The 26,339-nt window shown below is 42.4% G+C and carries 30 protein-coding genes; 27 read left to right on the forward strand and 3 right to left on the reverse strand.

What is annotated here, in order from left to right; genetic code table 11:
• The first annotated feature begins 2 nt into the window (after window positions 1-2).
• The 13 genes from nrdR (at window position 3) to greA (ending at window position 13,678) form a co-directional block, all read left to right on the forward strand.
• Complete coding sequence (gene nrdR / locus K5Q22_RS01590; protein ID WP_105107285.1) at window positions 3-494, forward strand: transcriptional regulator NrdR; 492 nt, start codon at window positions 3-5, stop codon at window positions 492-494.
• Complete coding sequence (locus K5Q22_RS01595; RefSeq protein WP_205013322.1) at window positions 481-1,632, forward strand: replication initiation/membrane attachment protein; 1,152 nt, start codon at window positions 481-483, stop codon at window positions 1,630-1,632. Before nrdR ends, K5Q22_RS01595 begins: the two co-directional genes overlap by 14 nt.
• Complete coding sequence (dnaI, locus tag K5Q22_RS01600; protein ID WP_205013321.1) at window positions 1,632-2,531, forward strand: primosomal protein DnaI; 900 nt, start codon at window positions 1,632-1,634, stop codon at window positions 2,529-2,531. Before K5Q22_RS01595 ends, dnaI begins: the two co-directional genes overlap by 1 nt.
• Window positions 2,528-3,241: an NADPH-dependent oxidoreductase gene (locus K5Q22_RS01605; RefSeq protein ID WP_205013320.1), complete on the forward strand. Its 714-nt coding sequence runs from the start codon at window positions 2,528-2,530 to the stop codon at window positions 3,239-3,241. The genes dnaI and K5Q22_RS01605 overlap by 4 nt, the downstream gene beginning before the upstream one ends.
• 126 nt (window positions 3,242-3,367) lie before the next feature.
• Window positions 3,368-4,678: a ribosome biogenesis GTPase Der gene (gene der / locus K5Q22_RS01610; protein WP_099810276.1), complete on the forward strand. Its 1,311-nt coding sequence runs from the start codon at window positions 3,368-3,370 to the stop codon at window positions 4,676-4,678.
• A 77-nt stretch (window positions 4,679-4,755) separates the two neighbouring features.
• Window positions 4,756-5,094: an MFS transporter gene (locus tag K5Q22_RS01615; protein WP_205013319.1), complete on the forward strand. Its 339-nt coding sequence runs from the start codon at window positions 4,756-4,758 to the stop codon at window positions 5,092-5,094.
• A gap of 1 nt (window position 5,095) precedes the next feature.
• Entirely contained in the window at window positions 5,096-5,416 is a 321-nt protein-coding gene (locus tag K5Q22_RS01620) for a hypothetical protein (protein ID WP_205013318.1), read from the forward strand.
• 106 nt (window positions 5,417-5,522) lie between these two features.
• A complete protein-coding gene (locus tag K5Q22_RS01625) occupies window positions 5,523-8,618 on the forward strand; it encodes a DEAD/DEAH box helicase (RefSeq protein ID WP_205013317.1) in 3,096 nt (1,031 codons plus the stop codon).
• 78 nt (window positions 8,619-8,696) lie between these two features.
• On the forward strand, window positions 8,697-9,359 hold the full coding sequence (locus tag K5Q22_RS01630; protein WP_205013316.1) for a hypothetical protein: 663 nt from the start codon (window positions 8,697-8,699) through the stop codon (window positions 9,357-9,359).
• Between the two features lies 1 nt (window position 9,360).
• Window positions 9,361-10,692: a UDP-N-acetylmuramate--L-alanine ligase gene (gene murC / locus K5Q22_RS01635; RefSeq protein ID WP_024378795.1), complete on the forward strand. Its 1,332-nt coding sequence runs from the start codon at window positions 9,361-9,363 to the stop codon at window positions 10,690-10,692.
• A 55-nt stretch (window positions 10,693-10,747) separates the two neighbouring features.
• Window positions 10,748-11,233 carry a GNAT family N-acetyltransferase gene (locus K5Q22_RS01640; protein WP_205013315.1) on the forward strand — a complete coding sequence of 162 codons (486 nt, stop codon included), beginning with the start codon at window positions 10,748-10,750 and terminating at the stop codon, window positions 11,231-11,233.
• Between the two features lie 71 nt (window positions 11,234-11,304).
• The gene (gene mltG, locus K5Q22_RS01645; protein WP_205013314.1) at window positions 11,305-13,122 is read left to right on the forward strand and encodes an endolytic transglycosylase MltG; all 1,818 of its coding nucleotides are present in this window, start codon (window positions 11,305-11,307) and stop codon (window positions 13,120-13,122) included.
• A 73-nt stretch (window positions 13,123-13,195) separates the two neighbouring features.
• The gene (gene greA / locus K5Q22_RS01650) at window positions 13,196-13,678 is read left to right on the forward strand and encodes a transcription elongation factor GreA (RefSeq protein WP_024384565.1); all 483 of its coding nucleotides are present in this window, start codon (window positions 13,196-13,198) and stop codon (window positions 13,676-13,678) included.
• A 263-nt stretch (window positions 13,679-13,941) separates the two neighbouring features.
• Here the strand turns inward: greA and yidC are convergent, their stop codons facing one another.
• Together yidC and K5Q22_RS01660 are read right to left on the reverse strand one after the other, a co-directional pair.
• The gene (gene yidC / locus K5Q22_RS01655) at window positions 13,942-14,856 is read right to left on the reverse strand and encodes a membrane protein insertase YidC (protein WP_024417731.1); all 915 of its coding nucleotides are present in this window, start codon (window positions 14,854-14,856) and stop codon (window positions 13,942-13,944) included.
• A gap of 66 nt (window positions 14,857-14,922) precedes the next feature.
• Complete coding sequence (locus K5Q22_RS01660; protein ID WP_002942735.1) at window positions 14,923-15,204, reverse strand: acylphosphatase; 282 nt, start codon at window positions 15,202-15,204, stop codon at window positions 14,923-14,925.
• Window positions 15,205-15,334: 130 nt separating this feature from the next.
• Between K5Q22_RS01660 and K5Q22_RS01665 the strand changes: the two genes are divergently transcribed.
• The 3 genes from K5Q22_RS01665 to K5Q22_RS01675 are packed head-to-tail and all read left to right on the forward strand — an operon-like array spanning window position 15,335 to window position 17,327.
• A complete protein-coding gene (locus tag K5Q22_RS01665) occupies window positions 15,335-16,075 on the forward strand; it encodes an RNA methyltransferase (protein ID WP_024380299.1) in 741 nt (246 codons plus the stop codon).
• A gap of 46 nt (window positions 16,076-16,121) precedes the next feature.
• Window positions 16,122-16,604: an HD domain-containing protein gene (locus K5Q22_RS01670; protein WP_002942738.1), complete on the forward strand. Its 483-nt coding sequence runs from the start codon at window positions 16,122-16,124 to the stop codon at window positions 16,602-16,604.
• Between the two features lie 21 nt (window positions 16,605-16,625).
• Window positions 16,626-17,327 (forward strand): Bax inhibitor-1/YccA family protein, encoded by a 702-nt coding sequence (locus K5Q22_RS01675; protein WP_205013313.1) that lies wholly within the window; start codon window positions 16,626-16,628, stop codon window positions 17,325-17,327.
• Between the two features lie 50 nt (window positions 17,328-17,377).
• Here K5Q22_RS01675 and pepC read toward each other — a convergent pair whose 3' ends face one another.
• Complete coding sequence (gene pepC / locus K5Q22_RS01680) at window positions 17,378-18,709, reverse strand: C1 family peptidase (protein ID WP_205013312.1); 1,332 nt, start codon at window positions 18,707-18,709, stop codon at window positions 17,378-17,380.
• Between the two features lie 134 nt (window positions 18,710-18,843).
• Between pepC and K5Q22_RS01685 the strand changes: the two genes are divergently transcribed.
• The 11 genes from K5Q22_RS01685 to yidD all read left to right on the forward strand — a co-directional run bounded on the left by K5Q22_RS01685 (window position 18,844) and on the right by yidD (window position 26,236).
• Complete coding sequence (locus K5Q22_RS01685) at window positions 18,844-20,091, forward strand: diaminopimelate decarboxylase (protein WP_205013311.1); 1,248 nt, start codon at window positions 18,844-18,846, stop codon at window positions 20,089-20,091.
• Between the two features lie 102 nt (window positions 20,092-20,193).
• The gene (locus K5Q22_RS01690) at window positions 20,194-20,430 is read left to right on the forward strand and encodes a YneF family protein (RefSeq protein WP_024384571.1); all 237 of its coding nucleotides are present in this window, start codon (window positions 20,194-20,196) and stop codon (window positions 20,428-20,430) included.
• Window positions 20,431-20,519: 89 nt separating this feature from the next.
• Entirely contained in the window at window positions 20,520-21,314 is a 795-nt protein-coding gene (gene racE, locus K5Q22_RS01695) for a glutamate racemase (RefSeq protein WP_024381678.1), read from the forward strand.
• Complete coding sequence (locus K5Q22_RS01700; protein ID WP_205013310.1) at window positions 21,311-22,321, forward strand: nucleoside-triphosphate diphosphatase; 1,011 nt, start codon at window positions 21,311-21,313, stop codon at window positions 22,319-22,321. The genes racE and K5Q22_RS01700 overlap by 4 nt, the downstream gene beginning before the upstream one ends.
• On the forward strand, window positions 22,294-22,821 hold the full coding sequence (locus K5Q22_RS01705) for a metallophosphoesterase (protein WP_024398407.1): 528 nt from the start codon (window positions 22,294-22,296) through the stop codon (window positions 22,819-22,821). Before K5Q22_RS01700 ends, K5Q22_RS01705 begins: the two co-directional genes overlap by 28 nt.
• A complete protein-coding gene (cbpB, locus tag K5Q22_RS01710) occupies window positions 22,818-23,276 on the forward strand; it encodes a cyclic-di-AMP-binding protein CbpB (protein WP_012027618.1) in 459 nt (152 codons plus the stop codon). The genes K5Q22_RS01705 and cbpB overlap by 4 nt, the downstream gene beginning before the upstream one ends.
• Entirely contained in the window at window positions 23,273-24,004 is a 732-nt protein-coding gene (gene xerD, locus K5Q22_RS01715) for a site-specific tyrosine recombinase XerD (protein ID WP_205013309.1), read from the forward strand. The genes cbpB and xerD overlap by 4 nt, the downstream gene beginning before the upstream one ends.
• Window positions 24,004-24,723 carry a segregation/condensation protein A gene (locus K5Q22_RS01720; RefSeq protein WP_205013308.1) on the forward strand — a complete coding sequence of 240 codons (720 nt, stop codon included), beginning with the start codon at window positions 24,004-24,006 and terminating at the stop codon, window positions 24,721-24,723. Before xerD ends, K5Q22_RS01720 begins: the two co-directional genes overlap by 1 nt.
• A complete protein-coding gene (gene scpB / locus K5Q22_RS01725) occupies window positions 24,707-25,276 on the forward strand; it encodes an SMC-Scp complex subunit ScpB (protein WP_002939233.1) in 570 nt (189 codons plus the stop codon). The genes K5Q22_RS01720 and scpB overlap by 17 nt, the downstream gene beginning before the upstream one ends.
• Window positions 25,266-25,997, forward strand: coding sequence for a pseudouridine synthase (locus K5Q22_RS01730; RefSeq protein WP_012027615.1), 732 nt, complete (start codon window positions 25,266-25,268; stop codon window positions 25,995-25,997). Before scpB ends, K5Q22_RS01730 begins: the two co-directional genes overlap by 11 nt.
• Entirely contained in the window at window positions 25,997-26,236 is a 240-nt protein-coding gene (yidD, locus tag K5Q22_RS01735; protein WP_024406654.1) for a membrane protein insertion efficiency factor YidD, read from the forward strand. Before K5Q22_RS01730 ends, yidD begins: the two co-directional genes overlap by 1 nt.
• Window positions 26,237-26,339: the final 103 nt, after the last annotated feature.

Genomic DNA, 26,339 nt, shown 5'->3' on the forward strand with positions numbered 1-26,339 from the left:
GTATGCGTTGTCCAAAATGTCAGAGTTTGAAATCAAGTGTCATTGATAGTCGTCAGGCTGAAGATGGCAATACCATCCGTCGTCGTCGTTCCTGCGACCAATGTGGTCAACGTTTTACCACCTATGAACGGATTGAAGAGAAAACTCTAGTCGTTGTGAAAAAAGACGGGACTAGAGAGCAGTTTTCACGGGAGAAAATCTTCAATGGGATTATTCGATCTGCTCAAAAACGTCCTGTATCGACGGATGATATCGATGAAGTAGTCAATCGGATTGAGCAAAAAGTTCGGGCTCAAGGGGAGAGTGAAATCGAGTCGGATGTTATTGGGAATTTGGTCATGGAAGAATTGGTCGAATTAGATGAAATCACCTATGTGCGTTTTGCGTCTGTTTACCGTTCCTTCAAGGATGTGGAAGAATTGGAGAATCTCCTCAAACAGATGATTTCCAAGGGTAGTAAGGTAAAAACGGGATCAAAAGATGAAGCCAAATGATCTGTTTGCCTATATAAAAACCAGTCCATTTACCCCCGATATTGTCAGTCTTAGCCAATGTTACCAGCCCATTATTGGATTTGATGCCTTGGCACTTTATTATTATTTCTATAGTTTTGCCGATCAGGGCCAAGGTCGTTATAAATGGGCTAGCGTACTTAACCACATGGATTTTGGGATGAATCGCTTAGAGACAGCTTTGGATGTCTTGACTGCCATGGGACTCCTGCAACTGTACCGTGCAGAAGAGTTGACTGGTCTGGCTTTGCAAGCACCTTTGACTCTGAAAAGTTTTTTAGACAAGCCCTTGTATAAAAACATTCTTGCTAGAAAAATTGGTGAAACGAGTGTAGAAAATCTGCTTGTCCACCAACCAAATCAGGAACAAAATATTTCCAAAACCTTTTCTCAGGTCTTTACCATGGATGGGCAGGCTCCAGTTGTTTTTGAACCGAAACATGATTTTGACTGGTCTGCCTTCAAGGCCTTAATGGCCAAGGACAAGCTTCTTTTTCAGGATGAAGCTGAGGATATTATTGGGCTTAGTTACATAGCAGAGCAGGCAGGCTGGACCTGGTTGGAAACCTATCGGCAGGCTAAAGCAACAGCTATTGGACAGACGATCTCGACCAAACGCTTGCTGCAGTCACGCCAGTCATTGCCAAAAGAAAACGCTAGCCTCACTGCCCAAGAACAGGCCATTGTACGTGAAGCGAAATCAAAATCCAGCCTAACCTTCCTGTCCTTTATCAAGGAGCAACGGAAGGCAGCGGTGACCGCAACAGAACGAAAATGTTTGACGGATTTGGCCAATTTGGGTCTGCTTGATGAAGTTATCAATGTCTTGGTCCTCTATACCTTTAACAAGGTGGACTCAGCCAATCTGAATGAAAAATATGCCATGAAGCTGGGCAATGATTTTTCCTACAAGGGAATTGGCAGTGCAGAGGCGGCTGTTCTTTACCTAAGAGAGTTGAAGACAGGTCAAGCTGTCACCAAGCCGAGCCAGCCACAGAAAAGCAATGTGCCTGAGTGGAGTAAGGAAGAGGTTGTCGTGGATAACAGTCCTGAAGCTCAGGCAAGAATGGAAGCACTTAGAAAACGAATGTTAGAAAACGAAAGTAAGGGAGGTAGCTGATGAAATCAGTTCAAGACAGGTTGTCGCAGTCAACCAATCCAAGTCCAAAATCTTATCAGCAACTCTATCAGGAGATAGTGAGTGATCCTGAAGTCGCTGCTTTTATCAAAAAAGAAGGTTTGACTCAGAAGGAAATCACCCTCTCCATTTCTAAGTTTTTGGAATATATCAGCCAGCGGGACCTCTTTGTCAAGCAAGACCAAGCCTATATTGCCAAGGGGTATCAACCAGTTTTGGTCATGAATGAGGGCTATGCGGATGTGTCCTATCTTGAGACAGAGGAATTGGTCGAATACCGTCGTTTGGAAGCTATCAAGAATCGTATCCAGCTCATCAATATGCCTCCAGCTCTCAAAAAAGTTACAGGTGAGGACTTGGATTTTACGGATATTAATCGTGAAGAAGTTTATGATGCTATTGCTACTTTTGTTAAACATTTTGATGAACAGCCAAAAGGTCTTTATATATATGGTAATTTTGGGATTGGAAAAAGTTATTTGATGGCTTACTTGGCTCACCGTTTATCAACCATTCACCACCTCTCTACCACCATGCTCCACTATCCGACCTTTGTTGTCGATATTAAAAATGCCATCAAAGATGGTTCTGTCAAGGAGCGGATTGATGAAATCAAGATGGCTCAGGTCTTGGTGCTAGATGACATTGGAGCGGAGCAACATAGTCCGTGGGTGCGTGATGATGTTCTGCAGGTTATTCTGCAATACCGTATGCAGGAGAATCTGCCGACCTTCTTTACGTCCAATTTCTCCTTTGATGATTTGGAACGGCATTTTGCATCTGGCAAGTCTGGTGATGAAACCTGGCAGGCCAAACGGGTTATGGAGCGGATTCGCTACCTGGCTCGCGATTTGCATTTGAAAGGAAATAACCGCCGATGAATGAAACCATTGATTTGATGCTCAACCATACTTCCGTCCGTCGTTTTACGGAAGAGCCCATTGAGGCGGAGCATTTGGAAGCTATTCTTTCAGCTGGGCGAGCTGCGTCTAGCTGGAAGAATTTCCAGTCTTATTCCATCATTGTGGTGCAGTCGGAGGAGAAAAAACAGGCTCTCTTTGATTTGGTGCCCCAGCCAGCTATTTTACAGGCTCAGGCCATTCTGGTTTTTGTGGGCGACCATCATCGTGCCAGCAAGGCGGCTCAACTCCATGGTTCAGACTTTGATGCCAAAGGAACAGAGAATCTCCTGATTTCTTCTGTTGACGCGAGCCTGGCAGGGCAAAACGCCCTTTTAGCAGCTGAAAGCCTGGGCTACGGCGGGGTCTTTATCGGTATGATTCGCCATAAGGCCTTGGCAATAGCAGAGCTGTTCAACTTGCCAGATTATACCTATCCAATTTTCTGTATTGCACTGGGTCGGCCAGCCCAACACCACCCTGTCAAACCACGTTTGGCAGCGGAAGCCATTGTCTTCCAGGAAGAATATGTGGAGCAAAGCGTGGAAGTCATCCAAACCTACGACCAAGTCCAGACAGACTATGCAGGTACCCGTCAGACAGAAACCTGGTCGGAGCGTATGGTTGCCCAGTTTGGTCAGCCAGAGCAGCCTGAAACGAGGGCAATTTTAGAAAAAAATAAACTATTGTAAGTTATAGTCTTTTTGTTTGCTTTTAGTACTAGGCAATGAGCTGCAGACAGTACTGGAGTACGGCAAAGCGAGTTAACGACGTAATAAAAGATAAACGAAAACGACTATATTAGAAGAGGAGGAGCAATGGCTCAACCAACTATCGCCATCGTTGGTCGTCCCAACGTTGGAAAATCAACACTTTTTAACCGTATCGCTGGTGAACGCATTTCTATCGTAGAAGACGTAGAAGGTGTGACCCGCGACCGTATTTATGCTACTGGTGAGTGGCTCAATCGCAAGTTTTCCCTAATTGATACAGGTGGTATCGATGATGTGGATGCTCCTTTCATGGAGCAAATCAAGCATCAGGCTGAGATTGCCATGGATGAAGCGGATGTTATCGTCTTTGTCGTATCAGGCAAGGAAGGTGTGACAGATGCTGACGAGTATGTATCGCGAATCTTATACAAGACAAACAAACCTGTTATTCTAGTTGTCAATAAGGTCGATAACCCTGAGATGCGGAACGACATCTACGATTTCTATTCACTTGGACTTGGCGACCCTTATCCAGTATCTTCTGTACATGGTATCGGAACAGGGGATGTCTTGGATGCTATCATTGAAAATCTTCCAGTCCAAGAAGCAGAAGAAAATCCAGACATTATCAAGTTCAGCTTGATTGGTCGTCCAAACGTTGGAAAATCCAGCTTGATTAACGCTATTTTGGGTGAAGAGCGTGTGATTGCGTCGCCTGTTGCGGGAACGACTCGTGATGCTATTGATACGCACTTTACAGACCCAGAAGGTCAGGAATTTACCATGATTGACACCGCAGGTATGCGCAAGTCTGGTAAGGTCTATGAAAATACGGAGAAATATTCTGTTATGCGTGCCATGCGTGCCATTGAACGTTCCGATGTCATATTGATGGTTATCAATGCCGAAGAAGGCATTCGTGAGTACGATAAACGCATCGCTGGTTTTGCCCATGAAGCTGGTAAGGGAATGATTATCGTAGTCAACAAGTGGGACACGCTTGAAAAAGACAACCACACCATGAAGCAGTGGGAAGATGATATTCGAGACCAATTCCAGTATTTGTCATACGCACCGATTATCTTTGTATCGGCTTTGACCAAGCAACGCTTGCACAAGCTTCCTGAAATGATCAAGGCCATCAGTGAGAGCCAGAATACCCGTATTCCGTCGGCTGTTCTTAACGATGTCATCATGGATGCCATTGCCATTAACCCGACACCGACCGACAAGGGCAAACGCTTGAAAATTTTCTATGCGACCCAGGTTGCGACCAAGCCACCGACCTTTGTGGTCTTTGTCAACGAAGAAGAGCTCATGCACTTCTCCTATATGCGTTTCTTGGAAAATCAAATCCGCAAGGCCTTTGTCTTTGAAGGAACACCAATTCATCTGATTGCACGGAAACGTAAGTAAGAAATGAAAAGAGGGGAACCTCTTTTTTCTTTGCAATCATTCGCAAATATGCTAGAATGGGACTAGGAGGTGTTAGTATGGTCGCGTTTCCGATTTGGCGAATTTTCTTTATACTGCTTTCTATCTCAGCTTTCTATTTTATTATCTATGAAGATAGTCAGTATAAACCTTTTGGCTCTCGGTATTGGTTGGGACTAGCGGCTTGTATATGGCTCAATTTTGTGACTTTGGCATCCTATTTTATCGCCTTTACAGGTGGTTCGATTATGGTCTATAATCGTTTTGAGCTACCTATGACTTTGCTGTTCATCCTCTTTTTGGTGTGCGCTGCAGCACTCAGCCTTCTATCCCTACATGCGATTAAAACTCTCGTTCGACGAACCAAATATTATCGACAGGTCAGAAAGGAAGGCTAGTATGGAATTTTTTGGTGAGTTGCTAGTGGAGTTTTTGACTGGATTGGCAGACTTCGATGAAAAGAAACTCCCTCCCTTTGGAATTCGCTATTGGCTAGGTTGGTTGGGTCTTCTGACCAATCTCTTGATGCTCTTCTTTCTTACATTTGTAACGCTAGTTTTCTCCCTGATGTTTGCGGAAGGAAGGGGCTGGAGTTTTCTCGTTTTAGCTCTCCTTTTCATGCCTATTCTGTTTTTTTGGCTCTATAAAACCCTTGGTTTCATCAAGAAAATGTGGCGGGTTACACTATATTATAGAAAAATGTCTAAGAACATCAGTTGACTGAACTGGTGTTTTTTTTGGTGTCTTGGCAAAGAATTCTGCCACAAAATATGCTATAATGAAAAGATAATATTTTAGATTGCGCTAAGTCAAAAGAGGTAGTTGAATGAGTCGAATGATGCCTGGGCGAATTCGCCAGGAAGGAATTGATTTGTATGAGGCTGGGAAACTAACCGTTCTTCATAGCGAGAATGGAAAGATAGAGCTGGATATTGCGGGAGAACGCTTTATTTATAGCGATGATGATAGTGATTTACTGTGTAGTTGTGACTTATTTCAAAGAAAGGGTTACTGCCAACATCTAGCTGCCACGGAGTATTATTTAAAAAATGATCGTGCAGGAAAGGATATGGAGCAGTCTCGGAAAGAAGAGGGAGATCAGCATAAGGAAACGGTGCGTCGGACCTATTTTGGTGGGCTCTTTTTAGATGAGATTTTGGGGTCAAAGCCAGAAGAACTGGGCATCAAATACCGTCTGTCTGTAGAGGGAAATCTCTTGCCCTATGATCGGCAGATTGACTGGACCCTGAAAATCAGTCGCTTGCCAGATACCCGTGCCTATATTGTGCGGGACATTGGTTCTTTTTTGCGGTTGCTCAAGACCAATGGACATTATCAAATTGGGAAAAATTACTATGAGCAATTAGCCTATGAGAATTTTGATGAGCCTAGTCAGGCAGTCCTAGATTTTCTTTGGAACTTGGTGCCAGAGAAAGTTGGTATAGATTCGGATATTCTTACTCATTTTGGACGACATTTTCGTCTGCCACAAGCCTATTTTGAGGAGGGGGTGGAGCTGTTAAATCAGCTAGAACATTTTAACTTTTCCTATCAACAGCAGTCCTATTCCTCCTTGATGGTTCTTCCGTTGACAGGGGAGGAAGGGCTCTATCATTTTGAGGTGACCGTTCACACGCAGATGATTGAAATGGTTATTCACGAAAAAACAGTCCGACCACTTTTTCATGGGCGCTATCTCTTAGTAAATGGCACGGTTTATAGTGTCAATCGCCATCAAGAACATCTGATTTACCAAATTTCCGAACTTGTTCCAACCGAATCAGGTTTGAGAAAGGTGCAGGTGGATTTCCCTGACCAAAATCGTCTGGCTTTAAGCTTGCTGGATTTGCAGACAATTGGGACTGTTAAGGCACCTAAACGCTTTATCATTCATGATTTCAAGCCAGAATTTCATATTCAGATGGAGGCAAATGAGAGTTTATCACTCCAATTGATTTTGGATTTTGATGGACGTAAGGTAAGGAGTGAGGAGGATTTGGCTCTCCTGCCTTTTGCCAGCCATTTCCAACATTTGGAGAGGGTTTATCAGGCTATTCGTCTAGCTGGCTTTAGGGGGACATATCATGCCCAGAGAGCGGCTCTTAGTCAGCAGGAGCTCTATCCATTTTTCCAACAACAATTGCCTATATTACAAAAAATGGGGCAGGTTCATCTAGCAGAAAGGCTCCAGGCTTTATATATTGAAGCCAAACCTCAATTAGAAATTGTGCGTAACGGCTCACTTTTGGATATTTCGTTTGACTTATCAGGTATTGAACAATCTGAAATCGATCAGGCGATTACAGCCTTGTTGAATCAAGAGGATCACTATACTAGCCCGAGTGGTAAGGTATTTGTTTTTGATGAGGAAACCAAGAAAATTAGTCAAACCCTAATCTATCTGCGGGCCCGTCATGGTAAGGAGGGGCAGGTACAAGTCCATGCTCTTGCCGGTTACCAATTGGCTCAATCCTTATCACAATTTAACCAAGTCAGTTTCTCCAAGGAATTTGAGGAAATGGCAAGCTATCTAGCTCAGCCAGATTTGTTCCCGCTTCCTGATGTGGAAGTAACAACGTCGCTTAGGGATTATCAGCAGACAGGGCTTAAGTGGTTGACTATGCTGGATACGTATGGTTTTGGTGGAATTTTAGCTGACGACATGGGGCTTGGAAAGACCTTGCAAACTATCGCCTTTCTGTCCAGTCGAATGACAAAAGATTCCAAAGTTTTAATATTGGCACCGTCCAGCTTGATTTATAACTGGTTAGATGAGTGCAAGCGGTTTGCTCCAAGTTTAGATGTGGCAGTTGTCCATGGAAACAAGGAACAGCGTGAAGAGATCATTGCCAATGGTCACCAAGTATTAGTTACCTCCTATCCATCCTTCAGACAGGATGTTGCACTCTATAGACAGGAACGCTTTGACTATCTCATTTTGGATGAGGCGCAGGTCATGAAAAATGCCCAATCTAAGATTGCACAGCTCCTGCGTGAGTTTGAGGTTGGGAATTGCTTTGCCCTCTCAGGTACGCCGATTGAAAACCATTTGACGGAACTCTGGTCCATTTTCCAAATTGTCTTACCAGGTTTATTGCCAGGCAAACAAGACTTCGGTAAATTAGCAGCCAAGGACATTGCGCGGACCATTCAACCCTTCGTTCTCAGACGTCATAAGGAAGACGTTCTTCAGGAATTACCTGATTTGATAGAAGTCAATGTACTTAATGAACTGACAGATGAACAAAAAGCCATCTACCTGGCCCAGCTTCAACAAATGCGGACTCAAATAGCTGGCGCAGATGATGCTCAAATCAATCGTAGCAAGATAGAAATCCTATCAGGAATTACTCGCTTACGTCAAATCTGCGATACCCCCAGCCTTTTCATGGAAGAGTTTAGTGGTGAAAGTGGCAAACTTAATAGTTTGAAAGAATTACTCTTGCAGCTAAAAGAAGGTGAACACAGGGTCTTGATATTCTCCCAATTCAGAAATATGCTGGAAAAAATAGAAGAACAGCTGAGAGAAATTGGGATGACATCCTATACTCTGACTGGTTCAACCCCTGCTAACCAACGCCAAGAAATGACACAGGCCTTCAATGCAGGAAGTCGAGATGCCTTTCTCATTTCCTTGAAAGCAGGTGGCGTTGGCTTGAATTTGACAGGTGCAGACACAGTCATCCTAGTCGATCTTTGGTGGAATCCTGCCGTGGAAGCTCAGGCTATCAGTCGGGCTCATCGCATGGGGCAGACTGAAAAGGTTGAATGCTATCGCCTGATTACTAGAGGGACAATCGAAGAGAAGATTCAAGAATTGCAAGAAAATAAAAAGAACCTTGTCAAAACAGTCCTTGATGGTAATGAAAGCCGAGCGAATTTGACGGTTGAGGATATTCGCGAGATTTTAGGGATTGAGTGATACGGAAACAGTTGACTCAGCGTAGAATTAGGAAATAAGGCCTAAGTATGGTATAATAAGGGTTCGAAAGGATGACTTATGATTAGACATGAAAAAAGATTTCCACTAGTCGCAGATGATGAGGTACTAGTTGGAGAAAATCCAATTATGAGTTTATATGATGAGAGCGACCTGATTAGCAATATCAGGGGACCTTATCAAGAAAAGGAATTTAGCTGGTCTACCGATTCACAGCGAGTTGCGTCGACAAAAACAGTAGCACAAACGGAAGATGAGCTCCTGCCTCCTCTGTTTGAAGCTAAGCCAAGCCATTATTCTCGCAAGGAACGCCTTCAGCAACTGACTAAAACGAAGCCTTCTCCAGTGAAAACACAGGGGCAGTTGGCTCGTGAACAGGCTAGAGAAGACTTGAAGAAAAAACGATCAGCAACCTACTTAAGAGATGAAAAACCAGCACCAGCTAAAGTTGTGGTGAAACCTCCTGTCGTTTCAACAACTGAATCTAAGGCAGGTCGGTTGACACGTTTGGCGGACAACCTACGTCAGACAGACTATATTCTCGCTGATATGCCAGCTGTCTATTCTTTGAAGAAAGAAGATAGAGAACAGGAGCAGGTTATAAAGAAAAATTCGTATGACTTTTTAAGAAAGAGTCAGGTTTACAACTATCCTGAGCGCAGACAACAACGAGATCGCCAAGTGGCACAAGAATTGAATTTGACACATATAGAAGAGGAATAACATGACAAAAACCTATCATTTTATCGGAATTAAGGGATCAGGTATGAGCGCACTTGCTCTTATGTTGCATCAAATGGGGCATAAGGTTCAAGGTAGTGATGTAGAGAAATACTACTTTACACAACGCGGGCTTGAACAAGCTGGGATTCAGATTTTACCATTTGATGAGAAAAATATTACAGCAGATGTTGAATTGATTGCTGGTAATGCTTTTCGTCCAGATAACAATGTGGAAATCGCTTATGCTGATGCCCAGGGCTATACCTACAAACGTTACCATGAATTTCTAGGTGAATTTATGAAAGGTTTTACGAGCCTCGGTGTTGCTGGTGCCCATGGTAAGACCTCTACAACGGGATTATTGGCACATGTTATGCGCAATATCACAGATACTTCCTTCCTGATTGGTGATGGTACTGGTCGCGGTTCGGCAAATGCTCAGTATTTTGTGTTCGAATCCGATGAATACGAACGTCACTTTGCCCCATACCATCCTGAATACAGCATCATTACCAATATTGATTTTGACCATCCAGATTATTTCACCAGTCTAGAGGATGTTTTCAATGCTTTCAATGATTATGCGAAGCAAGTAAAAAAAGCTCTCTTCGTTTTTGGTGAAGATGAGCAACTTCGTCGTATCACGGCAAATGCTCCAATCTACTATTATGGCTTGGAAGACAATAATGATTTTGTTGCCTATGACTTGAAGCCTTCTACAAGTGGTTCACAATTCAAAGTTCGCCATGGTGAAGAAGAGTTGGGAGAATTCCAAATTCCAACCTTTGGTAAGCATAATGTGATGAATGCAACAGCTGTTATTGCCAATCTCTATATTGCTGGATTTGATTTGCAACTGGTTGCAGAACACTTGAAGACATTTGGAGGTGTCAAACGTCGCTTTACGGAGAAAATTGTCAATGATACTGTTATCATTGATGACTTTGCTCACCATCCAACGGAAATTATTGCAACCATTGATGCGGCACGTCAGAAGTATCCTAGCAAGGAGTTGGTAGCCATCTTCCAACCACATACATTCACTCGTACCATTGCGCTTCTTGATGAGTTCGCAGATGCGTTGAATGGAGCAGATGCAGTTTACCTTGCTCAAATTTATGGATCAGCGCGTGAAACAGACAATGGTCAGGTTAAGGTAGAAGATTTGGCGGCTAAAATCAACAAAAAAGGTGGACTTGTTACAGTTGAAAATACTTCACCACTTTTAGATCATGACAATGCAGTATATGTATTTATGGGAGCTGGTGATATTCAGTCCTATGAATATTCCTTCGAAAGACTCTTGTCAAATCTTACAAATAACGTCCAATAAAAAGAAAGACGGAGGCCTATGGCCCCTGTTTTTCCGCTATATAAGGGAGAAAATTATGGAAATTCGTTTTGCTACTCCTTCGGATTTAGAACAAGTTGTTTTGATTGAAAATGCCAATTTTTCCAAAGAAGAACAAATAGCTGAGTCTGTTCTCGCCATATATCTGAATGTTTTGAGTAAAACCTGCTTAATAATGGAACACGATGGGGAAATAGCAGGATATTTATTATCCTGTCCTTCTGTTTCGCAGACTGTTACGGACGATATTTTTTACTTGACAGAGAGTGACATGCCGACAGGCAGTCACCTAGCTATTGCTAGTCTATCCGTAGCGGATACCTATAAGGGCCAGGGAGTGGGGACACTTTTGTTGGCAGCCATAAAAGAAGTGGCTTTAGCGGGAGGATTTGAAGGAGTTTCCCTGACCTGTAAAGAGTATTTGATTGGCTACTATGAAATGAATCAGTTTGAAGACTTTGGCCCCTCCTTGTCACAATTTGGAGGACAAATGTGGAGTGATATGTACTGGAAAGCCTTGTAGAAAGGGAAGTTCTTGCAATTCATAAGCCTTTAAGATATAATGTATAGTAACTGTGTGAAAGGAGTAACAGCGTGACAAAGGATACGAATGAAAAAAACACGCAGTCTTCAAGCTTCCGCGATCAAATTTTACGAGATTTGGAAGAATTGAAGGTGAAACGTTTGGCGGAACAATCAGCGGATGTTCTTGTTGATAAGCGTAATGAAGTTATCAACGAGCTCCAGCCTAGTCTTGCCGAAGAAAAAGCCCCCCATAGAGAGACTGAAATTGTAAAAGTAGAAGGTATTGCCTTCCCTGATTCATACTTGCCAGAAGAACACCAAGAATCAGAAGTGATGACGGAAAGTATTGAAGAGCAAACATCAGAAACTTTGGCTACTCCAGAGACTTTTGTGATTGAAAAAGAAGTCATTTCAAGTCCGGTTCCTCAAGATACGGTGGAGCGGAACTTGGAAGAGCTACGAAACCTTGTAGCGGCTAATACTGTAGAATTTGATGAGGCTCCATCAAGCTCATTGGTTTCCGAACCAGTTGAGCCTGTCCTTTCAGAGAAGTCTTCTTTGGAAGATACATTTTTGGAATTTCCAACGGAAGATGTATCAGCTGTAACGGGTGATACAGAGGTTATCTCACTGGAAGAAACAATTGTTGCAACGAAGGCAGTAGCTCCAGTTGCAGCGACAGAAGAGCAGATGCAACCAACACAGTCTAGACGATCATCGTCGCACAGAGCAAACAAGCAACGTCGTAAAAAACAGGATAAAGCCGCTAAACGCATTGTCTCTGTTATCATGTCGATTATTGTAGTGGCGGTTCTAGTGACAGGTCTTACTGGCTATATGTGGGTAAAGTCTAGTCTGGAACCAGTCAATACCAAAGCTACAGAAGCTATTCAGGTAGAGATTCCAGAAGGGTCTTCAACTTTAGAAATTGGTAAAATTTTAGTTGATAACAAGTTGATTAAGAATGCTACTATTTTTAATTACTACTCTAAAATTAAGAGCTATAATAATTTCCAAAGTGGTTTTTATAATTTAAAACAAAATATGTCTGTGGACGACATCGCCAAAGCACTTCAAGAAAGTGGCACTCCGACAGCTCAAAAAGAAGCCGCAGGTAAGATTTTGATTGTTGAAGGGTATACACTGACACAAATTGCTCAGGCTATTACAGATAATACCAAGACAGAAGATAAAAATGATAAAACACCATTTACCACAGAACAATTTATGGCTACTGTGACCAACCAAGATTTTATTAATCGAATGGTTGCTACTTATCCAAAATTGTTTGCCAGCTTACCAGCTGCTGATAGTGGAGTTATTTATCAGTTGGAAGGTTACCTCTTCCCAGCGGTTTATGAATACAGCGATGAAACAACTATCGAAGAGCTCGTTGAGCAAATGATTGCCGCGATGGATAATCGTTTACAACCATATTATGAAACGCTTACTGCTAAGAATTTGACTGTAAATGAAGTTCTTACCTTGGCATCTTTGGTTGAAAAAGAAGGTTCTACTGATGAAGATCGTCGAAACATTGCAAGTGTCTTCTTTAACCGCTTGAATGCAGCAATGCCTCTACAATCCAATATTGCAATCTTGTATGCTCAGGGTAAACTTGGTCAAGAAACAACTCTAGCAGAAGATGCAGCGATTGATACATCAATTGAGTCACCATACAACATTTATTGGACACCAGGATTGATGCCTGGACCAGTGGATAGTCCAAGCCTTTCGGCTATCGAGGCAGTGATTAATGCCAACACAACAGACTATCTTTACTTTGTAGCAGATGTTACAACTGGAAATGTTTACTTTACAAATAATATTGATGAACATAACCAAAACGTTGCTAAGTATGTAAATGCACATCTTAATAATGAGTAAATTTTTACAACAAAATTATGTGGTTTTCCACATAATTTTGTTTTCATGAAAAATAAAAGAAAAGGAAAGACAAATGGCAGAAAAAACATATCCAATGACCTTGGAAGAAAAGGAAAAATTAGAAAAAGAACTAGAGGAACTAAAGCTAGTTCGTCGACCAGAAATTGTTGAACGTATTAAAATTGCTCGTTCTTACGGAGATCTTTCAGAAAACTCTGAGTACGAAGCAGCTAAAGATGAACAGGCATTTGTTGAAGGTCAAATCTCAACAATCGAAACAAAAATTCGCTATGCTGAAATCGTAAACAGTGATGCAGTTGCTGCGGATGAAGTGGCAATTGGTAAGACTGTGACTGTTCAAGAAGTTGGTGAGACCGAGGAAGAAGTCTATCATATCGTTGGTGCTGCAGGTGCAGATGCCTTTGCAAACAAGATTTCAAATGAAAGTCCAATTGGTCATGCTTTGATTGGTAAAAAAACAGGAGATATTGCAACAATTGAAACCCCTGCTGGTAGCTATGATGTAAAAATCTTGAAGGTTGAAAAAACGAAATAAGGTGTGGAGAGAGTCGAAAGATTCTCTCTTTTTGTATAGTCGTTTAGTATATCTTTGATTTCTTCGACGAGCACTGAGGCGAACAGAGTTCGATTCAGCTCAACAACTTAAAAAGAAAAATTGTTGACGAACTCTTCTATGAATGCTTGAGCTCTTTCCCACTCCCTATTTCCAACCTCCAACTATTTCCCAGATAGTTGGAGCAAGTAAACTAAACATACTATATAAGAAAACAACCATCTGAAACAGATGGTTGCGATTTTTTATCTAGAACGTTGTTTACCGGCGTTACGGTTTGATTTCTTAGACGTTTTTTCTTCGATGATAGCGGATGCTTTAGGAGTTACATCCTTGATAGTTGATTTATATGGTTTTGGAGGATTATTTTTAAATTCTTCTTCAACCTTAGCACGGATACGTGGTTTCAAGATGAAGTTTGTAAGAGCTTGTTGAACAAGACCGATAAATCCACCGACTACCCAGTAGAGGGTAACACCAGCAGGTGAAGACCAAGAGAACATAACAATCATCAATGGGTTCATGATTGCCACAGCTCTCATTTGTTTCTTCTGTTCTTCGTCCATACCGACTTGCATCAGAAGTGATTGAGCGTAGTAGAGGATACCAGCAATAGCTGTTAGAATGAGACTTGCAGAACCGAGATCAATGCCAAGGAAGGTTGCTTCTGAGATTCCTTCCGTGTAACGAGCCGCATAGAAGAGTGCCGTAAAGAATGGCATTTGAATCAAGATAGGAAGGCAGCCCATTCCACCAAACACGCTGACACCATATTGTTTTTGAGCAGCAAAGTATTCCTGTTGGGCAGCCAATTGCTCTTCTTGGGAACTTGCATTTTTCATGCGTTCTTGGATTGGACCTAAAATTGGTTTGAGGTAATTCATTTTCTCAGACTGATAGGTTGATTTCCAAGATTGGTAAATACCTAGTGGCATGATGAAGAGACGAACAATTAATGTCACGATAATGATAGCAACACCGAAACCGAGTCCTTGGTTTTCCGCGAAGAATTTAATCAGGTTTCCCATTGGGGCAACAAGGAAGTTGTAGACCCAACCTTCACCAGTAGGAACACCGTTCTTTGTCTGCACACATCCTGATAGAAATACTAGCGTAGACAGGGCTAGACCTGTTAATAAAATTCGTTTATTCTTTTTCAAAATGATACATTCCTTTTTTTACAAGATACATTCTATTTTACTTTTTTTGTTCAAAATATACAAGTTTTATCTATAAGCCACCTGAAAATCCTTATAGTCTTCGAAGTTGGCTAGGGTGACATCGAGATAGGTGACTTTGGCCATACGAGAAGGCCCTTTCCGAATTTCATGGATAAAATGGCTGAGCTTCTCAGCATTGTCTGACTGAGCTAAAATGGTGACAGTTCCATCATCATTATTCCAAACTCTGCCGTAGATGTCGCCTATTTCCACAGCTAAAAATTGAACAGACCAACGAAAGCCGACTCCTTGCACACGACCAGATGCAATCATTTTTACCTTTCGCATAAGTTTCTCCTTTTGACAAGACATTTACTTTATTATATCATGGTTGGGTAAGACTGTTCAAAAATCAAGATAATTGATTTAGCCGTTGGAAAATTGAAGTTGCTGAGCAGTAAAAGAAAAAGGGGCATTCATGGAGATCATTCGCTCAAAGGCCAATCATTTGGTCAAGCAGGTTAAGAAATTACAACAGAAAAAATACCGTACTTCTTCTTATTTGATTGAAGGTTGGCATTTGTTGGAGGAGGCTTTGGCAGCCAAAGTACCTATTGAACATATTTTGGTATCAGAAGAACATGTTCATCGGGTTGCTGGCTTATCCAATGTAACAGTTGTCAGTTCAGATATTATGCAGGATTTGGCAGACTCACGGACACCGCAAGGGGTAGTAGCTCAACTGTCCTTACCAAATCAGACCTTACCCGATGTCTTAACAGGAAAATTTTTGGTTCTGGAGGATGTGCAGGACCCTGGAAATGTTGGTACCATGATTCGTACAGCTGATGCAGCTGGTTTTGATGGAGTATTCCTATCGGATAAGTCGGCAGATATTTACAATATGAAAGTTTTGCGTTCCATGCAAGGGAGTCATTTCCACTTGCCAGTTTATCGAATGCCGATGACTGCTATTTTTTCTGCTTTAAAAAGCAATCAGATACAAATCTTGGCAACAACCCTCTCTAGTCAGTCGGTTGACTATAAGGAAGTTACGCCAAATCCGAGTTTTGCCTTGGTCATGGGAAATGAAGGTCAAGGAATTTCAACTTTTGTAGCCGATGAGGCGGATCAACTTGTCCATATTACCATGCCAGGGCAGGCGGAAAGCCTCAATGTAGCCATTGCGGCGGGCATTCTATTGTTTAGCTTTATTTAAGCCAAGTGTACTATAGTGTGGTATAATATTCCAACGAGGTTAACGAATGGTTGCATATAAACAAGATAAAGAATACATGCATTACGTGGGGCACTTGATTGCCACACCCAAGGTGCAAAAATTGGGGAAAATTCCTCATCATTATTACTCCACGCGCTTGGAACATTCCATCAATGTCTCTTATACAAGCTATAAGATTGCGAAAAAATTTGGTTGGGATGCCAAGTCAACAGCTCGTGGTGGTCTATTGCATGATTTATTCTTCTATGATTGGAGAGATACCAAATTCAACAAGAGCCATGCTTGGGTTCATCCACGAATTGCTAAACGCAATGCTCAGAAACTCATTCAACTCAATAAACTAGAAGAAGACATCATTGTGAAGCATATGTTTGGTGCGACAATCGCTCCTCCTCGCTACAAGGAATCTTGGATTGTGACATGTGTGGATAAGTATTGGGCTGTGAGAGAGTGGAGTCTGCCCTTACAACACAAGTGGAAAAATCGTAAGGTCTTTCGGTTTCAATAAAATGATTTAAAGGAGAATAGTATGAATAACGATTCATTTATTATTAATCAGGTGGATAATACCGCCCTCAACCGTTTCTTCGGTAAAATTTATGGTGTGGTTGCCATGGGAATTGGTCTATCAGCTCTAGTTTCTTTCTTGGCTGTGACCGTCTTTCAATCTTTATTGCTTAGTCTGCTGAGTGCAGGTTCCATCATCATGATGCTGATTATGATTGGTCAGATTGCCTTGGTTGTTTCTGCTTCAGCAATGGCAGCTAAAAATAGCCCAATGGCTCTACCAATGTTTCTTGCCTACTCAGTAACAAATGGGATTACCATCAGCATGATTTTGATGTTCTATACTAGTGAAACAGTTGTACTCGCCTTCGTGTCAGCAGCTCTCATGTTTGCTATCATGGCTGTAATTGGGATGACAACGAAGAAGGATCTTTCTGGTATGGCTCAGGCATTGCGTGCAGCTCTATGGGGAATTATTATTGCAAGTGCTATTAATATCTTCCTTCGTAGCTCAGGTCTAAGCTTTATGATGTCTATCATTTCTGTTTTGGTGTTCTCAGGTTTAATTGCTTATGACAACCAACGTATCCGCAATGTTTTCGAACAAACTGGTGGTAATGTTGGCCAAGGTTGGGTCATATCCATGGCGCTTCAGCTCTATCTTGACTTCATCAACCTCTTCCTCAACTTACTCCGTATTTTTGGTGGTTTGAGTAGAGACTAATTATGACATATAAAAAAAGAGGGGTGCCCTCTTTTTTTATATGTCGTCTGTTATGCTAGAGCTCCCATTGGATCCCATGGGGCAAGGACTTGTGGTTGAGCTTGATAAGCTGCTAGTTCTTCTGGTGTGAGGAATTCTTTTCGGACAACAATCTGATAAGTATACTCGTCCATCCAGCTATCTGATGCGACGAAGTATCCCTTGTCACCAACCTTGTCACCCCAAGAGTTTTCTACTTTCCATTTGAGAGGTTGCTCATTGTCGTCTAAATCAACACCAGTTAAGACCATAGCGTGGGTCATCAAACTTTCGGAGTAGTCTAATCTTCCAGCCTTGTCTTGATGGAAATGGATACCCAGACCTGAAGAGAAGTCGTAGGTGTTGGTTGCCATAATACCAGTTTGACGGTTGCTACTTTGACCGACATCGGAACCAAACCAAACAGACTCGCCAGCTTTGAGTTGGGCAATAGCCAGTTCTTTAAAACGGTTCATTTCTACATTGAGGTAGCGGACAGCAGGGACGCCAACGACGTTCCCCAACAATTCGACTGTATATGATTTATTGTAGGGTTTGTCAGTTGTAGGAGCGTTGATAATGGAGACATAGTCAGATAGTTTCAAACCAACGTATTTCTCATAGAATGCCTGAGGTGTTACATTTGTATCACGGTGATAGACATTGTCTTTATCTCTATATGCAAAATCAAAGCTGCGTGGAGGGAGTCCAAGGTTGACGGCTAGGAAGTTAAAGATTTCTTGAAGTAAGTTTTCTTTTTGTACTTGAACTTCTTCTGATGAAGCTCCTTTGGCAAGGAGGTCTCGCAAGATTTGTGCATCTTGACGGAGCAATTTATTGAGGTACTGATTGAGCTCACGACTGGCACTGGATGAGATAGATTCTGGATAGACGGATTTCGGTACCACACCATATTTTTCAAATAGAGCAACAACCATATCCCATTGACCGCCATCTTGTTGCGGGGTATCCAATAAGAATTTTACCTTACGGCTACCAATTTCTTGGTCAGCTGTAGCAATGATTTGTTCGAGGAACCAGTTGGACTTTTCATATTTATCCCAAAAGAAGGTATGGGCCTGTGATAGCTCAAAATTTTCCAGTTTGAAGTCAGAGATGAGCTTGTGGCGGAAGGTATTCAATGCAGCAAACATCCAGCAACGTCCAGAAGCCTTTTGGTTTGAAACAGCGTCCTTGGTCAAGTCGATTGAAAAGACATAGTCATTGTCGATGGCGCTTTGGCGTGTTTCTAAGGATTTCAAAAGTCCGTTGTGGCTCACGGCATTTTCGGTTGCCTGTAGGCTTGGATTAGCTAGATAGTTGGCATACAAGCGTTCTGTAAAATCAAAATCTAATGTTGACATATATTACTCCTTTTTTTAATGATATTCACATTATAGCGCTCATAATTTATTTTGCAAGTATTTGGTGGAGTTGAAAGCTACAGTTCCTCACATATTTGTGATATAATATGAAAAATATTTGATGAGGTAGCGACATGACCAAGACACCATTTGTTAGTAAAGAAGTTTTAGAGACCATTACGGAGCAATTTCCGACTCCTTTCCATTTGTATGATGAAAAAGGCATTCGTGAGAAGGCGCGTGCTCTCAATGCAGCTTTTTCATGGAACAAAGGCTTTAAGGAATATTTTGCGGTCAAGGCGACTCCGACTCCAGCTATTTTAAAAATTCTTCAAGAAGAAGGCTGTGGAGTGGACTGTGCAACAGATGTAGAAGTGCTGATGAGTGAAAAATTGGGCTTTAAGGACATCATGTTCACATCCAATGATACCCAGGCGCAAGAATTTGTCTATGCCAGAAAAGTTGGGGCGACCATTAACCTTGATGCCTATGAGCATATTGAGTTTTTGAAAAACGTTGCTGGTATCCCAGAAACGGTCTGCCTCCGTTACAATCCAGGTGGGGTCTTCTCGCTGGGAACGGACATTATGGACCATCCAGAAGAGTCTAAATTTGGGATGACCAAAGACCAGCTCATGAAAGGCTATAAGGAATTGAAAGAGCTTGGGGTCAAGGAGTTTGGTATTCATGCCTTTCTGGCTTCGAATACAGTAACAAATGACTACTATCCTGTCTTAGCTCGTCAACTCTTTGAATTGGCCTTGGAAATCCGTGAGGAAACAGGTGTGACCTTGGACTTCATCAACCTGTCAGGTGGGATTGGGGTCAACTATCGTCCTGAACAAGAGCCGAATGACATTGCTGTCATTGGTGAGGGTGTCCGTAAGGTTTATGAGGAAATTCTCACGCCAGCTGGTATGGGACATATAAAAATCTTTACGGAATTGGGACGCTTTATGTTGGCGCCACACGGTCACTTGATAACAAAGGTGCTTCATCGTAAGGAAACCTATCGGACTTATATTGGTGTCGATGCATCGGCAGCCAACCTCATGCGTCCTGCTTTCTATGGCGCCTACCACCATATCAGCAATATCACACGCCCAGATGCCCCAATCGAAGTGGTGGATGTGGCAGGTTCTCTCTGCGAGAACAACGACAAGTTTGCAGTTAATCGCGAATTACCACGGGCAGAAGTAGGTGACACCTTGGTCATTCATGACAGTGGTGCCCACGGCTTCTCCATGGGCTACAACTACAACGGTCGTCTGCGTTCCTCTGAAATTCTTTTACAGGAAGATGGCACAGCGCGTATGATTCGTCGTGCTGAAACACCAGAGGATTATTTCGCAACCATTTACGGTTTTGAATTTGACAGGTAAGTCTTGGAAAAGCCTGCTGAATTTGGTATAATAGATTCATTAAGAGATTGTCGCAGGGCAATTCCGAATGAATTATTTTTAGAAGAGTCAGGAGATTGACAAATGAACTTAGGTTTAGCAATTTTACTTATTGTATTGGCATTTGCAGGTGGTGTAGCCTTGGGTATTTACTTGTCACGTAGACAGGTGGAAAACTATATTGCTGACAAGCCAGTTTTGGATGAAAATGCTTTGCGTTTGATGATGAGCCAAATGGGGCAAAAACCAAGCGAGGCAAAAGTACAACAAGTACTTCGCCAAATCAAGAGCCAACAAAAAGTGGCAAGCAAGAAAAAATAATCAAACTGGGACTGGGATATTCATTCCCAGATCCCATTTTTTGAGTAGAAAAGAAAGGCTAGTCAGATTTTCTGGCTATTCTCAGTATTATGGATAATCGACCAATAGGTTTTTTAGATTCAGGTGTGGGGGGATTAACGGTTGCGCGTGAGTTAATGCGCCAACTTCCCCATGAAGAAATCGTTTATATCGGGGACTCGGCACGGGCACCTTATGGACCCCGTCCAGCAGAACAAATCAGAGAATATACTTGGCAGTTGGTCAATTTCCTTTTGACAAAAAATGTAAAAATGATTGTTTTTGCCTGCAATACGGCAACAGCGGTAGCCTGGGAAGAAGTCAAGGAAAAGTTGGATATTCCTGTTTTGGGTGTTATCTTGCCTGGAGCATCGGCAGCTATTAAGGCAACGCAAACTGGTAAGGTTGGTGTCTTAGGAACGGCTATGACTATTCAATCCGATATCTATCGTGAAAAAATTCAGGCCCTTTCTCCGGAAACGCAGGTAGACAGTCTGGCCTGTCCCAAGTTTGCCCCTCTGGTTGAGTCCAATAGCCATCAATCCAGTCTTGCCAAAAAGGTTGTTTATGAGACACTTCGACCACTCGTTGGGAAAGTGGACACCTTGGTTTTGGGCTGCACCCATTATCCTCTGCTTCGCCCCATCATCCAGAATGCCATGGGCAAGGATGTCAAGTTGATTGACAGTGGTGCGGAGTGTGCGCGAGATATTTCTGTTTTATTAAATTATTTTCAAATCAACCGCAGCCGAACCGAAAAGGATATTCAGCACAGATTTTACACAACAGCTAGTCCAGCAGCCTTCAAGGAAATTGCTGAAAGCTGGATGGGCATTGATATTCATGTGGAGCATGTAGAACTATGACAGACAAGATATACGAATATAGAGATGAACACAATTGGTTTATCGGAAAGGCTAGTTTTGCCAACCTATTTGGTTCCTTTGGAGAAAATGGAAGAGAGCAGGAAATTTACCAGATTGGTCAGTTGTTTGACAAACTGATTGCTGGTAATTATGAAGATGACAACTTCAACCAGTGTGTCAACATTGAAGTGATCAAACTTCAGTCTGAATTTGCCCTCTTTCAATTTGCCTGTGATATTTTGAATGAGTTAAACAATTGCCAGTTTAAAGTTCTTCAACATCAAGGAGCTATTCTGGTAACAGAAGCTGACAAATTGCTCTTGGTTCATTTACCAAAGGATGGTGTGCCTATGTCCGATTTCTTCGGTCAAGACAAGGGATTGGCAAGCGTGGGAGATACCATCTTGATCGCTACAAAAAATGAAGGTAAGACTAAGGAATTCCGTAAGTTTTTTGAGCGCTTTGGTTACCAGGTCGAGAACCTCAACAATTATCCTGCCCTGCCAGATGTAGCAGAAACAGGTATGACCTTTGAGGAAAATGCACGGCTCAAGGCTGAAACCATAGCAGAGCTGACAGGCAAGATGGTCTTGGCAGATGATTCGGGTTTGAAGGTTGATGCTTTAGGTGGTTTACCAGGAGTTTGGTCTGCACGTTTTTCAGGTCCAGATGCCACAGATGAGCTCAATAATGCCAAGCTCTTGCACGAGTTGGCCATGGTCTTCGACTTGAAAAATCGTTCGGCACAATTCCATTGTACTCTGGTCATGGCTGCTCCAAATCGTGAGAGTTTGGTGGTCGAAGCGGACTGGGAAGGCTTTATCGGTATGGACCTCCGTGGGGAAAATGGCTTTGGATATGATCCACTTTTCCTCGTAGGCGAAACAGGTAAGACCTCGGCAGAATTGACCTTAGAAGAAAAAAATAAGATTTCCCACCGTGCACAAGCACTAGAAAAATTAGTGGAGGCATTTCCAGTATGGCAGGAGCAAGCAAAACAATCCTAGTCATGAGCGACTCTCATGGGGATAGACAGATTGTAGAAGAGATAAAAAACCATTATCTTGGCAAGGTAGACGCTATCTTTCACAATGGTGATTCAGAGTTAGATAGTCAAGATAGCTTGTGGGATGGTATTCAAGTGGTCAACGGCAACTGCGACTATTTTGGTGGCTACCCTGACCAGCTCATTACTCAATTGGATGGTGTGACTATCGCTCAGACTCATGGTCATCTTTATGGCATTAATTACGGCTGGCAACGGTTGGACTACTGGGCTCAGGAAGTTGATGCGGATATTTGTTTGTATGGGCATCTGCATGTGCCTGATGCCGAAGTGCGTGGCAAGACCCTCTTCCTCAATCCTGGCTCCGTTAGTCAACCTCGTGGTTTGGTCAGAGAATGCCTCTATGCTCTTGTGACCATCTATGATGATCACTTCCATGTGGATTACTACAATCGACAGCACCAACTTTACCCAGCATTGACAAAGGATATTTCAAGATGATTGCAAGAGAATTTGAAGCCTTTTTATTGGACCAGGAAGAAACTTTCTTGACACCAGCGGATAAATTGGCAGTAATTATTGATACGCATAATATTGACCATGCAAAACTGTTACTCAGTCACATGACCTATTCACGCGTACCTGTGGTAACAGAAGACGGTCGTTTCTTCGGCACCATCGGCTTGACGGAAATCATTAAATATCAAGCTGAAAATGAACTATCGGATGATGAGTTAAACAGAGATATTTCTGTGATTGTAAAGACAGATGAAGAGACTGTTGGTCTGGATTATGATTTGACAGAAGTGATGCGCAAGCTAGTAGATCAATCTTTCTTACCCGTTCTTGGGGAAAATAGAGAATTTATGGGAATCATTACACGAAAATCCATCTTAAAGGCAATCAATGCTCTCTTGCATAATTTCCCCCTAGCATCAAAAGAAGGCAAGAAATGAAGCAGGCTATTGAATCTTTTATCCAGAGCAAAAAGGTCAGTGTCAACAGCCAAAAGTCCTATACCTATGACCTGCAGCAATTTGTGACAGTAACAAAGGGGGAGATTAGCCAACAGTCTCTTTTGGTCTATCAGCAGTCTCTTCTAGACTTGAAACCTGCTGCTCAGAAAAGAAAAATGTCAGCGGTCAATCAATTTCTCTACTTTCTTTATGAAAATAATCTCCTGGATCGTTTTTATAAATTGCAAACGATGTCAGGTCCAGCCAGCGTCAAAAAGAAGCTGGAGCGTGAGGATTTAACTCTCCTCTTTCAAGAAAGTCCTTGGCTTGATGGGCAACTGATTGCTCTTTTGATTGCCTTACTAGGGCTGACTCCTAGTGAAATAGCAGAGCTGACTAGTCAGCAGGTCAATCTGGATTTTAAAGTCCTGACAGTTGAGAAAGGAGCAACCAAGCGGGTGCTCACTCTACCCAAGGAATTGATCCCCTATATGGAGCCTCATCTGTCTGGATGCTATGTCTTCGATAAGAAGGGACAGACCTATTCTCGTCAATGGTTTTTTAATCGTCTGACAGAATTTGTCCAGTCCATTGGCAAGCCTGATTGGACAGCCCAAAAATTACGAGAACAGTATATTCTAAAACAGATAGACGAAGGAAAATCCTTGGACCAAATCGCCAAGCAGTTGGGACTGAAAACAAGCATGAGTTTGGAAAAATTTAGATAATGGATATAAAATTAAAAGATTTTGAAGGGCCACTTGATCTCCTGCTACACCTGGTGTCCAAGTATCAAGTAGATATTTACGAGGTTCCGATTACAGAGGTTATCGAGCAATATTTAGCCTACATTGCTACCTTGCAAGCCATGCGTTTAGAGGTAGCGGGAGAATATATGCTCATGGCTAGTCAGCTGATGGTCATCAAAAGTCGTCGGTTATTACCGAAGGTTGTTGAGCAAATTGATCCCGAAGATGATCCTGAAATGGACCTTTTGGACCAGTTGGAAGAATACCGCAAGTTCAAGCTTCTCAGTGAGAAATTAGGGGAGCAACATGATGAACGGGCGAACTATTTTTCAAAACCTAAATTAGATTTGATTTATGAAGATGTTCAGCTAGCCAAGGATAAGACCGTCATTGATATTTTCCTGGCTTTTTCTAAGGTCATGGCTGAAAAACAGGCAAGCCTTCGTCAGTCTCATGCGACCATTGCCTGTGATGAATATAAAATCGAAGACATGATGGACTTTGTTCGCAGTCGTTTCGAGACTGGTCCACGCCTTGAACTCCGTCAGCTTTTTCAAGAAAGTCAAGATGTCAATGAAATGATTACGATCTTCCTTGCGACTTTGGAATTGGTCAAGGTTCATGAAATCGTCTTGGAACAGACAGAGACTTTTGGAGATATTTATCTAGTAAGGAGTGAAGATGAATCGCTTAGCTGAAATCGAAGTCCTGCTCTTTGTGGCAGGTGAGGATGGCTTGACGTTACGAAATTTGGCAGAGATGTTGGAAATGCAGCCGACAGCTGTCAGCCAGCAGTTAGAGAAACTTAGTGAGAAATATATGGCAGACAAAGCCTCAGGCTTAGCCATCTTAGAATCCTCCAACCGCTACAAGTTGGTTACTAAAAAAGAATATGCAAATCTTTTGCGAATCTATGCCAAAACACCAATCAATCAGACTATGTCACGGGCTCTTTTGGAAACCTTATCAATCGTAGCCTATAAGCAACCTATTACTCGGATTGAAGTTGATGATATTCGTGGGGTCAATTCCAGCGGTGCCATCAGTAAGTTGCAGGCCTTTGACCTCATTCGTGAGAACGGTAAGAAAGAGGTTCTTGGTAGACCAAATCTCTATGTGACAACGGATTATTTCCTGGATTACATGGGAATTAATAGTCTAGAAGAATTGCCTGATGTGTCTGAAATAGATTTGATTCAAGAAGAAACAGAGCTATTCGTAGAAAGAAATGAGTTAGAAAATGAGAATTAATAAATACATTGCCCATGCTGGAGTTGCCAGTCGTCGTAAGGCAGAAGAACTAATCAAACAAGGACTAGTTACTGTAAATGGTCAGGTTGTTCGTGAGCTAGGGACAGTTATCAAATCGGGTGATAAGGTAGAGGTTGAGGGACAACCAATTTATAACGAAGAGAAGGTCTACTATCTCCTCAATAAACCACGAGGTGTTATTTCTAGTGTGTCAGACGACAAGGGAAGAAAGACGGTTGTGGACTTGTTGCCAACAGTTAAGGAGCGGATTTATCCTGTTGGTCGTTTGGACTGGGATACATCTGGAGTCTTGATTTTGACCAATGACGGTGATTTTACAGATGAGATGATTCACCCACGGAATGAGATTGATAAGGTTTACTTGGCGCGTGTCAAAGGGGTTGCCAACAAGGAAGTCTTGCGTCCCTTGACCCGTGGTGTTGTCATTGATGGCAAAAAGACCAAGCCTGCGGTGTATGAGATTATCAAGGTGGACCCTGTTAAGAACCGCTCAGTTGTAGAATTAACAATCCATGAAGGTCGAAACCACCAGGTTAAGAAGATGTTTGAGGCTGTCGGCTTGCAGGTAGATAAGCTGTCTCGTACTCGCTTTGGTAATCTTGACTTGACCGGCCTACGTCCAGGAGAATACCGCAAGCTCAACAAGAAAGACATCAGTAAGCTACATACCCTGGCTGTTACTAAGCCAGTTAAAAAATAATGACTAGACTCTTGATCGGCTTGGTCCGATTCTATCAGAAATTTATTTCTCCCCTTTTTCCGCCCTCTTGTCGCTACCGTCCGACTTGTTCGGCTTATATGATCGAGGCCTTACAAAAACATGGACTCAAGGGCTTTTTGATGGGGTTGGCTCGAATTGGTCGCTGTCATCCCTTTGTGGAAGGTGGGGAAGATCCTGTGCCGGACAGGTTTAGTCTGAAAAGAAATAGGCAGAAGTAGGGCAACCTACTTTTTGTTCTGTATAAATATAGGTTTTTAGGTTGCCTTTAGTACTCTCTCAAAAGGTTTGGGAGCCTCTGAAGGCTGAACATTGTACTTACGA

This window comes from Streptococcus sp. 2018162 (genome assembly GCF_019754175.1).
In the GTDB taxonomy this organism is placed as follows: Bacteria; Bacillota; Bacilli; order Lactobacillales; family Streptococcaceae; genus Streptococcus; species Streptococcus hashimotonensis.